This window comes from Brevibacillus sp. NPDC003359, from assembly GCF_042878995.1.
Classification (GTDB): Bacteria; Bacillota; Bacilli; order Brevibacillales; family Brevibacillaceae; genus Brevibacillus.
The window spans coordinates 1-12,503 of record NZ_JBIAOR010000031.1 but is presented as its reverse complement, the minus strand read 5'-3'; the positions used below and the strand labels follow the sequence as shown (position 1 = coordinate 12,503).

At 47.0% G+C, this 12,503-nt stretch carries 17 protein-coding genes; 7 read left to right on the top strand and 10 right to left on the bottom strand.

Annotated elements, in window-relative coordinates; genetic code table 11:
* Window positions 1–232 precede the first annotated feature (232 nt).
* Window positions 233–811: a hypothetical protein gene (locus ACFYU8_RS31045; RefSeq protein WP_390307111.1), complete on the bottom strand. Its 579-nt coding sequence runs from the start codon at window positions 809–811 to the stop codon at window positions 233–235.
* A 102-nt stretch (window positions 812–913) separates the two neighbouring features.
* On the opposite strand from ACFYU8_RS31045, the gene ACFYU8_RS31040 reads away from it, so the two are divergent.
* Both ACFYU8_RS31040 and ACFYU8_RS31035 read left to right on the top strand, forming a co-directional pair.
* On the top strand, window positions 914–1,321 hold the full coding sequence (locus ACFYU8_RS31040; RefSeq protein ID WP_390307113.1) for a RidA family protein: 408 nt from the start codon (window positions 914–916) through the stop codon (window positions 1,319–1,321).
* Between the two features lie 141 nt (window positions 1,322–1,462).
* Window positions 1,463–2,644, top strand: coding sequence for a NupC/NupG family nucleoside CNT transporter (locus ACFYU8_RS31035; protein WP_390307115.1), 1,182 nt, complete (start codon window positions 1,463–1,465; stop codon window positions 2,642–2,644).
* Between the two features lie 69 nt (window positions 2,645–2,713).
* On the opposite strand, the gene ACFYU8_RS31030 is transcribed toward ACFYU8_RS31035, so the two are convergent.
* On the bottom strand, window positions 2,714–2,890 hold the full coding sequence (locus tag ACFYU8_RS31030) for a hypothetical protein (RefSeq protein WP_390307117.1): 177 nt from the start codon (window positions 2,888–2,890) through the stop codon (window positions 2,714–2,716).
* A gap of 93 nt (window positions 2,891–2,983) precedes the next feature.
* Here ACFYU8_RS31030 and ACFYU8_RS31025 point away from each other — a divergent pair, with 93 nt between their 5' ends.
* Entirely contained in the window at window positions 2,984–3,592 is a 609-nt protein-coding gene (locus ACFYU8_RS31025) for a hypothetical protein (protein WP_390307120.1), read from the top strand.
* 56 nt (window positions 3,593–3,648) lie between these two features.
* Here the strand turns inward: ACFYU8_RS31025 and ACFYU8_RS31020 are convergent, their stop codons facing one another.
* On the bottom strand, window positions 3,649–4,059 hold the full coding sequence (locus ACFYU8_RS31020) for a DoxX family protein (RefSeq protein ID WP_144618351.1): 411 nt from the start codon (window positions 4,057–4,059) through the stop codon (window positions 3,649–3,651).
* A 197-nt stretch (window positions 4,060–4,256) separates the two neighbouring features.
* Here ACFYU8_RS31020 and ACFYU8_RS31015 point away from each other — a divergent pair, with 197 nt between their 5' ends.
* Window positions 4,257–4,604: a winged helix-turn-helix transcriptional regulator gene (locus tag ACFYU8_RS31015; protein ID WP_390307123.1), complete on the top strand. Its 348-nt coding sequence runs from the start codon at window positions 4,257–4,259 to the stop codon at window positions 4,602–4,604.
* A 96-nt stretch (window positions 4,605–4,700) separates the two neighbouring features.
* On the opposite strand, the gene ACFYU8_RS31010 is transcribed toward ACFYU8_RS31015, so the two are convergent.
* Window positions 4,701–5,057: a helix-turn-helix domain-containing protein gene (locus tag ACFYU8_RS31010; protein ID WP_390307125.1), complete on the bottom strand. Its 357-nt coding sequence runs from the start codon at window positions 5,055–5,057 to the stop codon at window positions 4,701–4,703.
* 166 nt (window positions 5,058–5,223) lie between these two features.
* Here ACFYU8_RS31010 and ACFYU8_RS31005 point away from each other — a divergent pair, with 166 nt between their 5' ends.
* Entirely contained in the window at window positions 5,224–5,436 is a 213-nt protein-coding gene (locus tag ACFYU8_RS31005) for a helix-turn-helix domain-containing protein (RefSeq protein WP_390307127.1), read from the top strand.
* A gap of 22 nt (window positions 5,437–5,458) precedes the next feature.
* On the top strand, window positions 5,459–5,710 hold the full coding sequence (locus ACFYU8_RS31000) for a hypothetical protein (RefSeq protein ID WP_390307129.1): 252 nt from the start codon (window positions 5,459–5,461) through the stop codon (window positions 5,708–5,710).
* Window positions 5,711–5,728: 18 nt separating this feature from the next.
* Here the strand turns inward: ACFYU8_RS31000 and nagE are convergent, their stop codons facing one another.
* The 6 genes from nagE to ACFYU8_RS30970 form a co-directional block, all read right to left on the bottom strand.
* Window positions 5,729–7,168, bottom strand: a complete 1,440-nt coding sequence (nagE, locus tag ACFYU8_RS30995) for an N-acetylglucosamine-specific PTS transporter subunit IIBC (RefSeq protein WP_390307131.1) — start codon at window positions 7,166–7,168, stop codon at window positions 5,729–5,731.
* A gap of 152 nt (window positions 7,169–7,320) precedes the next feature.
* Window positions 7,321–9,033: a phosphoenolpyruvate--protein phosphotransferase gene (gene ptsP / locus ACFYU8_RS30990; protein WP_390307134.1), complete on the bottom strand. Its 1,713-nt coding sequence runs from the start codon at window positions 9,031–9,033 to the stop codon at window positions 7,321–7,323.
* A gap of 43 nt (window positions 9,034–9,076) precedes the next feature.
* Complete coding sequence (locus ACFYU8_RS30985) at window positions 9,077–9,331, bottom strand: HPr family phosphocarrier protein (RefSeq protein WP_390307136.1); 255 nt, start codon at window positions 9,329–9,331, stop codon at window positions 9,077–9,079.
* A gap of 30 nt (window positions 9,332–9,361) precedes the next feature.
* The gene (locus ACFYU8_RS30980; RefSeq protein WP_087347075.1) at window positions 9,362–9,859 is read right to left on the bottom strand and encodes a PTS sugar transporter subunit IIA; all 498 of its coding nucleotides are present in this window, start codon (window positions 9,857–9,859) and stop codon (window positions 9,362–9,364) included.
* A gap of 128 nt (window positions 9,860–9,987) precedes the next feature.
* Window positions 9,988–10,845 carry a glucose PTS transporter transcription antiterminator GlcT gene (glcT, locus tag ACFYU8_RS30975; RefSeq protein WP_390307138.1) on the bottom strand — a complete coding sequence of 286 codons (858 nt, stop codon included), beginning with the start codon at window positions 10,843–10,845 and terminating at the stop codon, window positions 9,988–9,990.
* A 370-nt stretch (window positions 10,846–11,215) separates the two neighbouring features.
* Complete coding sequence (locus ACFYU8_RS30970; RefSeq protein WP_390307140.1) at window positions 11,216–11,713, bottom strand: ribonuclease H-like YkuK family protein; 498 nt, start codon at window positions 11,711–11,713, stop codon at window positions 11,216–11,218.
* Between the two features lie 183 nt (window positions 11,714–11,896).
* Between ACFYU8_RS30970 and tadA the strand changes: the two genes are divergently transcribed.
* The gene (tadA, locus tag ACFYU8_RS30965) at window positions 11,897–12,379 is read left to right on the top strand and encodes a tRNA adenosine(34) deaminase TadA (RefSeq protein ID WP_390307142.1); all 483 of its coding nucleotides are present in this window, start codon (window positions 11,897–11,899) and stop codon (window positions 12,377–12,379) included.
* The last annotated feature ends 124 nt before the right edge of the window (window positions 12,380–12,503 follow it).

Below are 12,503 nucleotides of genomic sequence, written 5' to 3'. Positions count from 1 at the left end.
AGGATCATCTAGTACAGGCAGCTCCTCTTCCAGTAAAGCCAGAAAGAACACCGATTCAACAATCCCCACCCAAAAAGAGAGAAATAAGAGTAGAAGAAAAAAAGCAGTATGGTGGTGGACTGTTTCAGCAATTTGAAGCGGGCTGTTTGATCAAATTAATTCCTCAAATAGAAACCAGTAATAAGCAAAAACCCGTCCTCAGCCTAGCTGGAGACGGGTTATTCATTCCATTCTATAACGTATACTCACTTAAAATAAACTGCGGAGCTAACAAATACTCGACGGGATATAAATCATCTCTTCTTGTTAGTAACGCCTTCACTAGCCCAATTTGATACTCTCCCTTTACTTCAATGATCACGAAGGCATCCTGCTTTTCATTCAGAGGATAAATCACATTGCTCGAATCAAACACTTTGTGATCAATATCCAATGTTGCAAGGTGAAAGGGTTTGCCTTTCCACTCTGTGCGATAAACCACAAACGCTTTATTTTCTAACAAGTGAACCAATCTGTCTCTGGATAAATTCAATTCAATTCCTGTCATGTAGCCTTGCTCATCGAGATCGTTCTGGTACTCCTCATCAATCTCATCGCCAATTGCCATCTTGTACGTTTTCGCGGATAACTGCATGTCATCCAACAGCTTTCCCCTGTTCAAATCAACGACTAACGGGATGTGCAACAAGGAAGGATCGACATAACGGCTAATCTTGTTATCCTTCTCCCTTTGGGAATCAACGATTTCTTTCCCTGGTTGCTGCAAATAAATATAGCCCATGTTGCAATAAGCATCGCATGTAATGATCATGAGGCTTCCCTCTCTTTCTTTGAGAACTCGACGAATGGTCAGAATTTTTCGGGTATGATAGAATTACTTACCAACAAATGTGAATCGGAGGGAGTATGTCGGATGCAGAATGATAAGCGAATCAAATTCATTAGCCCTGAAACAATGCCACCTACTTTTGGCTACACCCATGCAGTGGAGGTTCGGAACGCACGGACGATTTACATATCCGGTCAGGTGGCTCTCAACAAGGAAGGCCAAGTGGTCGGCACAGGTGATTTAGCTGCACAGACGAAGCAAGTTTTCGAAAATATCCAATTCGCTTTAGATGCGGCAGGAGTCAGCTTTGATCATGTAGTGAAATTGACTTTTTTCGTGACCGACATCTCCAAGATGCACGTTGTCCGTGAGATTCGAGATCAATACGTGAATACAGAAACTCCGCCAGCGAGCTCTGCCGTTGAAGTGAGCAAGCTCATCAGGGACGAGCTGTTGATTGAGATTGAGGCCATCGCTGTTGCAGATATATAGTTTGTCTCATCCCCCTTCTGTTCGATTATTCATCGTTCAGGAGGGTTTTTTTGTGCTCTTTTGGGAAGATTATGGAGCGAGATATGCGGATCGGCAATGGTACGTGTCGGCTCTAAATCTTTTGCTATTGGAGTTGGTTGCATGAATTATATCATCGCAGGTATAGGTTTGATCACGGTATTTTTGCTTGCTTGGCTGACAAGTAGTAATAAAAAGCACATTCGGTATCGCCCTATCCTCATCATGATTCTGATTCAGATCGTGTTTGGCTTGCTGCTGTTGCGAACCAGTATTGGACTCATTTTAATATCAGGCATTGCCAGCAGTTTTTCTGTACTCCTGGAGTATGCTTACGAGGGGATCAATTTTGTTTTCGGCGGCATTGCGAATCCGGGTGCGTCGCCATTTTTCTTACAAGTTTTGCTGCCAATCGTGTTCGTATCCGCACTGATAGGCATTCTACAGTACACGAGGATCCTCCCTTTATTTATTCATTATGTAGGACTCGTATTGAGCAAAGTGAATGGCATGGGAAAATTGGAATCGTATAACGCGATTGCTTCGGCGATCGTCGGGCAGTCTGAAGTGTTTATTACCGTGAAAAAACAGCTCAGTGCCATACCTGAAAACAGGTTGTACACGCTGTGCGCCTCTGCGATGTCCACCGTGTCTATGTCGATTGTGGGTTCCTTCATGACCATGCTCAAACCGGAGTATGTAGTAGCTGCGTTGGTGCTCAACTTATTTGGGGGTTTTATCATTGCTTCCATTATTAATCCGTATGAAGTGAAGCCGGAAGATGACTTGCTCGATCAAGAAAAAGAAGAGAAACAGGCCTTCTTTGAAATGCTCGGGGAGTACATTCTAGATGGATTTAAAGTAGCTGTAGTCGTGGCCGCGATGTTGCTCGGATTTATTGCAATCATTGCGATGGTGAACGGGTTATTCAGTGCGGTATTCGGTATCTCGTTCCAAGCGTTGTTAGGGTATGTCTTTGCTCCCCTCGCTTTTCTTATGGGGGTTCCTTGGCACGAAGCCGTACAAGCGGGAAGTATCATGGCCACAAAAATAGTGGCGAACGAGTTTGTCGCCATCCTCGACTTTACGAAAATTCAAGGTCAGTTAAGCGAGAGAACGGTCGCCATCGTGTCTGTGTTTTTGATCTCGTTTGCGAACTTTGGCTCCATTGGGACGATTGTTGGCGCGGTAAAAGGCTTGAATGAAAGACAAGGAAATGTCGTCGCCCGGTTTGGACTGAAGCTGTTGTATGGGGCAACACTCGTCAGCATTTTGTCAGGAATTATCATCAGCATTGTGGTGTGAAGGGGACCCTTTCCGGGGTCTTTTTTGTTAGGTACCGTTTCGTAACCAAATGATGGGGAGCAGCGTCTATCAATTGAGATATTCGTCTTTCTTTCTCGGGTCGTATCCTTCATCAAAGGAATGGGAATCACGGTTGTTACGCTCTATGAGGATTCTCTGCTTCCGGCGCTTGGCAATCCAATCGATGATGGCTCCAATCAGCAAGAGACCTCCGAAAATAAGTACGACGAGTAACCAGAGTGGCATTCATACGACACCTCACTTTTACTAAAAGATACGTCTTACTAGTGATGAAGTTGCTATGAAACCATTCAAGATGAGATAAAGGAGTGAAGTCGGATGAGAAAATGGGTGTGTATGACTGTAGTGGCAGGTTTGCTTGTGGGAGGCTGTTCACCTGACACGAGCGTATCAACAGATTCTAAACAACAGCCTGTAGCCGAGCAGCAGCAAGAGGCGGGAAATAGCGGGGGCGACCAAAAGCAAGAGAAGCAAGCCGCTACCGTGCGTCAAATTAATCTGGATGAGCAATTTTTGCAGCTGCTCGCCAAAAACGAAATCAGTGGCTTCGATATCCACATCGGAATGAAGCGGGATGACGTTTCTGCGCTATACGGCAAGGTAACGAAACAAGATTATTGGGATGGCGGACGCTATGAAGTCTTTGAGAAGCTAGAGAGTGCGCTCATTTATTTTGATGGGCAAGATCGCGTATATGGAATTGATTTGGCTGGTCTTCATCTAAATGAAACGAATCTGGACACGATCCGTAAAAATCTGGGGGCGCCTGTCAGTGAAGATAAGAGCATGGCCGATCAGGATTATGTCATGTTTTTTGAAGCGGGAGATAATTCCGTATTCATTAGTGCAAAAGACGAGAAATCACCAGCAGACAAAATAAGAGTAATCAATAAAAAAATGATCGAGGAATCGCCGCAGAAAGAATAAAGAGAAAAAGCCAGTCAGAAGGCTCGAATATGACCTTCAGACTGGCTTTTATACGTTTACTCAACCGAACTTTTTCCAAACAGGATAGCGTCCAGTGCGAACTTGGAGCTGCCGCTGATACCAAGAGCAACCAACATCGCAAGCAAGGCCAGATCCAATTCATAACCAGCTCCACCTTCACCGCCCAGGAAGCCGACAGCGAGCTTGGCTGTAAAGATAGCACCAATCATAACAACAGACAACGCACCTGCGAATACGCGAGTACCCAGACCCAGAATCAAGGCAATACCACCGACTACCTCCAAGAAGGCTACGAGATAAGCAATGAATGCAGGGAGTCCCATGGTTCCGAAGAAACCAGCGACATTCTCCAACCCCATTTGGAATTTAACCACTCCATGAATGGCAAAAGTAAGACCAGCAATCACACGTAGAATAAGTGCGCTCCATTCAAAACGATTAGACATGTATGAATCCCTCCGAAAATTTAAATGCGTAACAAAGTTACTTTTCGTTAGTAAGTATACAATAATAATATCCTAAGTCAAGTGATTCAAGAAAATCCCAGCAGTTGGCAAGTGCAATTTTCAAGGTTGATTGGCATCATTGGTTTTGATGGATTGAACAAAGAGCGGTATACTGAAAGGAGAATGAGGTGATACCTATGAAAGAGTCTACCCTCTGTCCGAAGTTCGAAAAAGGTATGCAGTTGTTGGGGAAGCGATGGACAGGTCTAATCCTATACCAGTTGTTGTCGGGACCACAGCGATTTTGTGCGTTGGAAGGGGCCCTGCCAGTAAGCGGAAGGCTACTTTCTGAGCGTTTGAAGGATTTGGAGAAGGAAGGACTCGTGCATCGGCAGGTGTTTACTGATTCCGCTCCTGTTCGGGTAGAGTATTCCTTAACCGAGATGGGGAAAGCTCTGACTCCGGTGCTCAAAGGGATTGAGTCTTGGTCGCAGAGCTGGATCGAGTTGATTGCAGACGAAATGGCTAACGACAGCGAAGAATAACACAGCATATATAAAAAAGCATCAGGAGAGTGCGCCTGACGCTTGCCACGATGAAAACCCCTGGAGACAGGGGTTTTTTCTGTTATCCATCAATCTTTAAGAAGGGTCTTCATTCTTTTCTTGCAAAGCCTTCCACTTTAAAAATTCGATATGGCGCTTGACCTCAATCAAATCGTCCTCAGTCAGGCCATCGACATCTAAAAAGCTGGCTGGTGTTTCCCGGACAGAACCGCGTTGCCAAGATAGTTCCTCCGTGCGCCCGTGGAGAAAATCAGTGGATACTTCAAATAAATCTGCGACTTTGGAAATCAGATGAAAATCGACGCCTTTCTTTTCGCCTGACTCGATCCGCGAAAGAACCGTATTATGTATGCCCAGCTTTTCAGCTAATTGAAGTTGTGACCATTGTTTTTGCTCGCGTAGCCATTTTATGCGTTGACCAATTATGGACATCGTGAGACCACCTTTATCGTTTTGGCAATTCCATTCTAACAATTTTCCAAAACGGAAAAAACAAGATTGCTAATATGACAAAATCTGTATTGACTTTGCTAAAATTGAAAGGATATGATGTAACTATAAATATTTGCCATTTTTGCAAATCAGGAGGAGAAAACTGGTGGAACGACTCAACCTCCCGTTTATCGCGCAAAGACGTAATGAGTGCAAGCTGACCTTGCAAGAAATGGCGGAAGCCCTCGGTTTTCGAAATGCTTCAACATACTTGAAGTACGAGAAGGGAGAATATGATTTCAAGGCCAATCATTTGCCCATGTTGGCCAAGAAACTACGATGTGGCATGCTTGATTTTTTTATCAAGATGGTTTGCTGATTTAGCGAAGGGGTGGGATGGATTGAACGCTTGGGAGGCAAATAGAAGGCAGCTGGAGATATGGAGAAGAACCATCGCTTACGAAATTGAAATGATGGCGCCAAAGAGTATGCCGGCTTGCGAGGGATTTCTCGAGCGCTTGGTCATGTTTGAAAAGGAGTTGGAAAACAACGCGCGATGCCCATATAGTACGACACATGGTGGGAATGATACCGGGTCGCGTCCGTTGCCCATTCAGGAAACAGAAAAAAGCCCGGTACGGACTTTACCGTGACCGGGCATTCGATATATTTTACAGCTTGCTGATCTCTTCTTTTAATAGCTCCGAATGGGTTCCGAAGACTACTTGCACGCTTCCTTGACCCAGTCGCATAACACCTGCTGCACCGAGGTCCTTCAAGGCTTTGTCGTTGACTTTTTTGTCGTCTTTTAAAACCAGACGCAAACGAGTGATGCAAGCGTCTACGCTAACGACGTTTTCTTTTCCACCAATGTGAGTGAGCACTTGGATCGCTTTATCCTGCATCGAATTGTTCCTTCCCGTAGTTGTAGCTGTCATTTCTTCGTCATCTTCACGTCCTGGCGTCTTGAGGTTCAGCTTCACGATCAGGAAACGGAACAGGACGTAGTAGACCACAGCGAATGCCAGACCAATCGGGATGATCATCCAAGCATTCGTAGAGAGGTGGTAGTTGATGCCGTAGTCGATCAGACCCGCTGAGAATCCAAAGCCGTGCTTGATACCCAGAGAGGTCACGATATATCCGGACACACCCGTCAATATCGCGTGAACAAAATACAGGAGTGGAGCAGCGAACATAAACGCAAATTCAACTACCTCGGTAATCCCGGTCAGGAACGAAGCGAGAGCTGCACCAATAAACATAGAAGCAACTACTTTGCGTTTTTCAGGACGCGCTGAGTGGATAATAGCGAAAGCCGCTCCAGGAAGTGCGAACATCATGATCGGATAGAAACCAGTCATAAACATTCCTGCTGATGGGTCTCCCGCAAAGAAACGATGCAAGTCGCCGTGTACCACTTTTCCTGTCGCATCGGTAAAGTCACCGATTTGGAACCAGGCAATCGCATTGAGTACGTGGTGCAGACCAAATGGAACGAGCAATCGGTTGAAGAATCCGAACAAGAAAGAACCTGTTGCGCCGAGACCTACGATCCAAGAGCCCAATGAGTCAAGGGCAATCTGGATCGGGCCCCAAATGACCCCGAAAATCAAGCCGATGACAACCATGGAAAGAGAAGTGATGATCGGAACGAAACGCTTTCCACCGAAGAAGCCCAGCCATTCAGGGAGCTTGATCGAATGGTAGCGGTTGTAGAAAAACGCTGCAACACCACCCGCCATAATACCACCGATGACACCCATGTTCAGTTTTATATCATCCGCGATGAAAGGCAAGGCAGCAGGAACAGCTGCAAGTACTTTCGTCAATACGACGTAGGCAATGACAGCGGCTAAGGCGGCAACAGCATCTCCAGCCAAGCCAATGGCAACACCGACAGCAAAGATTAAAGCCAGGTTGTCAAAGATGGCTGAACCGCCTGCAGCCAAAAGCGGAGCGATGTACGAGTCCATGAATGCACCAAAGGCGCCGAGATTGAGGTCCTTCTCGAATTTGAGAAGACCAAAGCTTTGCAAAATCGCTGCGGCTGGCAACGTTGCAACCGGGAGCATGAGGGCTCTCCCAATCTTTTGCAGAAAAGCGAGCATAGGATAAAACCTCCTTGGAATGGAATGAATTTATCAGGGAAGCCGCTCTCCGGATGAATGGCAAAATGATGAGGGCACAAGGAATAAGCCGGAGAGAGACCATTCTGATCGGAATGTTGAAAGCGCTTTCACTACTCAGGCGACAAAACCTTTTATAAGGCTTTGTCTTTCAGATATTGAACGACCTCGTCTACAGTAGACAGTGTAAGAACGTGCCCGGCTAGTTGTTTCGCTTCCACTAAGCTGGTGGAGCGGATACGTTCTTTGACTTTTGGCATGACCGAAGCGGCACCGCTGAACTCATCTAGTCCTAAACCGAGCAAGAGCTTGGTTGCCAACGGATCTCCCGCCATCTCCCCACACAGCCCGGTCCAAATGCCCGCCCGATGGGAAGCTTCGATGACTTGGGAAATCAATCGTAATACGGCTGGATGATAGTAGCTGTACAGCTCGGCAATATTAGCATTCATGCGGTCTACAGCCAGCGTATATTGAACGAGGTCATTTGTGCCGATGCTGAAAAAGTCTACCTCTTTCGCAAACACATCTGCTTGCAGGCAGGCACCCGGAATTTCCATCATCATGCCTACTGCGATCTTCTCGTCAAAAGCGATCCCTTTTGCCCGCAGCTCTGATTTCGCTTGCTCCAACAATCGTTTGGCTTCACGCAGCTGCTCCAGATGGGAAATCATCGGGAACATGATCAGAAGGCGACCAAATGCACTGGCACGCAAGAGAGCACGTAATTGCACCAGGAACAATTCTGGTCTGGCTAGCGAGATGCGCATTGCGCGGAAGCCAAGGAACGGGTTTTCCTCCTGTGGAAGCGCGAGTGCCGGCAAATGTTTGTCGCCGCCTACATCCAAGGTACGAATGATGACCGGCTTGTCGCCAAAAGCAGCGGCTACGTGCTTATATGCAGCGAATTGTTCACTCTCATCAGGAAGGGTACTGCGATCCATAAACAAAAACTCGGAGCGGAACAACCCGATCCCTTCTACACCGGATGCGATCAGTGCATCAGATTCTTCTGGCACAGCCATGTTTGCCATGAGGTGAACGCGGTGGCCATCGGTTGTTTCGGCAGGCAGGTCCTTAATGGCTTCGTACAATTGGCGTTCCTTTTCTTCCTGCGCGGCTTTTTCCTGATAGGCTGCCAGGGTATCCGCATCAGGCGAAACAATCAACTGTCCGGAGGTTCCGTCGATGATCAGCAAACTCCCGGAGTCTACTTTTTCCATCAAGATATCGCCTGCGCCCATGACAGCAGGAATTCCGAGAGAGCGTGCCAATATGGCTGCATGGGAGGTAGCGCCGCCTTTTGCCGTGACAATTCCCCGTACATGCTGGAGCGGAAGCTGAAGCGTCTCTGACGGGGTGACGTCCCATGCAACCAGGATAAAAGGTTCTTCCGGGTAGGAGATGACGGTGTCGCCGCCCGAAATATTTCGAATCAGACGGCGGCTCACATCACGAATGTCATCCGCGCGCTCTTTCATGTAGGCATCGTCCATACTCTCAAAGAGAGCAATGAACTGATCGGCTACTTGCGAGACGGCGGCATCTGCCGCCAGTTGTTGATTTTCGATGAGCGCACTCATCTCCCCGACAAATGCCGGGTCATCCAAAAAGGCAATATGAGCAGAGAGGATGGCCGCTTTTTCCGAGCCTAATTGTTCCTCTGTCTGTTCCTTTAGCTTTTCCAGTTGTTCGCGTGCTTGCTCTACGCTCTTGCTAAGTAGTCCTAGCTCCTGAGTCGTATCCACTGGAGTGGTTGACTCTGCCTGCGTAATGGCTGTTTCGTGTGTGAGGCGTAAAACAGGGGCTATCGAAATGCCAGCGGAAACCGGGATTCCTTTTAACATACATCCTTCACCTTCCTGTCCGTCGTTTACACGGTATGGTTTACTAGGATTGCTCCAATAGCTGCTGAATCGCAGTGGCTACGTTTTGTTCATCCGCGCCGTCGATCTGGACGGTCAGGGTGTCGCCTTGGGAGACACCTAACGTCATAATGCCAAGAATGCTTTTGCCATCTGCGTGTTTTGTCCCTTTGCTCAGCGTAATCTTTGACTGAGATTGCGACGAACAATTCACGAGTAGAGCTGCTGGTCTCGCGTGGAGTCCACCCTCTACATTGACGGTTACTTCAAATTGAACCATGTTGTACCTCCTTCAACCATACGCTTCGCTTTATTTTAAGACGACAGTCATAAGTGGCTCTTGGCCTGCTTGCACAGTTGCTTTTGCCACTACATTTTTTTCAGCAACCAGATCACCATTCGTAATAACGATAGGTGTTACGATCGGACAACCTGCATCCTCCAGTACGCTCTTATCGAATTGGATGAGCTTGTCGCCAGCTTTTACTTGATCGCCTACCGAGACAAACGGGGTAAAGCCTTTCCCGTTTAATTTCACTGTATCAATTCCAATATGCATCAATATCTCAAGACCACTTTCAGTCGACAGCCCGATAGCATGATGGGTAGGGAAAAGATGCGTTACCTTTCCATCGACAGGGGAGACGAGAGTGTCTGCACTTGGCAAAATCGCTACACCATCACCAACGACTTTACCTGCGAAAACAGGATCAGGAACTTCGGACAGGGGTAGTACGGTACCTGTTAAAGGTGCAAGAAAGGTTACCTCTTGTTGTTGTTTTTTCCGGGAAAAAAGACTGCGTAGCATAGTATCCTCCTTTTGCGTCTGAACCAAAAAAGCATGAGACGGTTGAATTCATACGACGACATACTTACTATGTCCGTATGATCTCACCGCTCATGCCTAGTCGAGCTAGTAACACGCAGGATTATTATTTAATTTTGCTGTAATAAGCGATAAAGGTGCAGAGCCATATAACCAACCTCGTCTTCTGGTACAGCGATTCCGAGACGGGCGGAGATGTATTCAGCTAGCTCTGTTGCCAATTGATAGGCCTCTGGCATGGTGGTTTTGACTCGGTCCAGAAGCGGGTTCTTGATGAATTTTTGTTGACGGATGCGCTCAACGGCAAAGCGCAAATGGGTAATGAGGCGAACGTAGTCAATGGTACTGCGTTCAATGGTAATGGCTGTTCGCTCTTCAATCAGGCTTACCAAATCCGTGATGATGTTGGTGAATTGGACCGCCTTTTTTACAGGGACGTAGCTGATCGCGGAGTGAATGTGCAAGGCCAGAAATCCGATTTCACTATCTGGAATGTCCAGGTCGAATGCGTTTTTGATCATATCCGCTGCCCGGTTCGCCAGCGCGTACTCCTTTATGTACAGCGTCTGGATTTCGAACAAGAAGGGATTCACGATCTCCATGCCGTTATTGAGCCGATAGATGGCAAACTGGATATGGTCAGGCAAGGCAACGTGGACGTGTTCGTTCAATTCTGGCGTAATCTCTATCGCAATGAGAGCGATAATTTCTTCCGCAATTCCTACGACAGCAGGATCTACTTGGCTCAAAATGTTCTGATACTGCTTCTGGTGATTTTCATTTTCGAGCCTGAAACGCTTTTCCACACGCGAGTCATGGGCGGGGATGGTAATCCCGGTTTTTGTGCCAAATCCGATTCCTTTTCCGAACAGGACAATTTCTTGTCCGGATCCGGGTTCTTCTACGAGTACGACGTTATGGTTCAACACACGCGTAATTGCGTACGTTTTTTCCTTATCACGGGACAATCGCTTCCACCACCTTTTGATAGACAAAAACGGTCCATGACCGTTTTTGCTTACCGCAAGCGGTCACATCCAATTTAATGAAAAACGCCGATGAACCATGACGTTAATCAGAAAAAAGAGCCGAAAAAACCTTTTTAACAAGAAAAAGATCTTCTCGGCTCATGCCTGCATTACCAGTAACACGCCTTGTGAAAACGCTTCAATTAAAGCTTATAATAGCTCACGTCTCGTACATTGTCAATCACCCTGTTTACGTTGAAAAAGCAAGGTGGGCAGGAGAAGCAAGAGCATGTCCCGAATTGTTTGAACCAACAAAGATAAGGGCAAAACAAAGCCAAGCGGACGCCTCATTAGCCATCCGCCTGCTTTGTTACTTGGTGTACTTGTCGGCTATCGTAGATGCACAGAAGGAGTTCGGTTTGATCTCGGCACGAAAGTGATTGGTTTCTGCTAAGCTCAACAAAGACTGGATAAACTTACGGGTAGGACCATTCGTGCCGATATCAAAATGCAGGCGGATGGGAGTATCTAAGTGGCGGTCCCGCAAATATTGGCGTACTTCTGTGGCAAGTCCGACTGCGTACAGCGCTTCCTGGAATATACGCTGTTGCAAGGATGAGTACCGGCGTTCTTGAAATTTGTGATAAAAGAAGGTTCCCCCATGGCCGGGACGAATCACTGTGATAACAAGGGCAAAAAATGTCCCGCGGCTTTTTAATTGAGAGTCGGCCCCCACAATAATTTCAAATGGACCATCTATTGATGAGATGGTATGTTCGATGTGGGAAAACACTTCTTCTTTTGCCAGTAGACCTCTAGTCGGACTGTGAAAGCGATCAAATAACGTATTTGCAGAGGTTAAGCCCACTCACATCCCTCCAGAAAGAGGCTAACGATCTTTTGCATACTTCTTCCTTACATCATTAATGTATGTAATCTCGCAGATAGTATGTGAACGGGTAGGGACAAAAACTTCTTGAATCAACTTTTTTGGGTAAAATGGTCCGTTTGTTCGGGACGAAAGACTGTTTTTGAAGGAGCTTTAGGAAACGTGATACAAGCAAATGAACATGATTATTATATGAAACAAGCCATGGAAGAGGCCCGGAAAGCCGCTGCGATTGGTGAGGTTCCGATCGGTGCGGTCATCGTGCGTGACGGGGAAATCATAGGTCGCGGATACAACTTGCGGGAAACACAAAAAGACCCTACCTTGCACGCGGAATTGATCGCGATACGGGAGGCAAGTGAACGCTTGGGTGGATGGCGCTTGATCGGATGTACGCTGTACGTAACGTTGGAGCCGTGTCCGATGTGTGCGGGTGCAATCGTTCAAAGCCGCATCGAACAGGTAGTGTATGGCGCTCGTGATCCAAAGGCGGGCTGTGCCGGGACATTAATGAACCTGCTGGAAGAGCCGCGCTTTAATCATCAGGTGCCAGTCATAGAGGGTGTTCTTGCAGAGGAATGCGGGCAGATGCTCAAGGACTTCTTTCGTGGATTGCGAAAAAAAAGACAGCCGGTCGAGGAATGACCGGGCTGCCTGGACAAACCGTCTGCATGTGAACTGCACCCCAATTGTTAGACACAACTAACGATTGGAGGTGCAGTTTTTTCTATGACTAAATTTTCTACAGACGATAAACTATCAGCGGTTC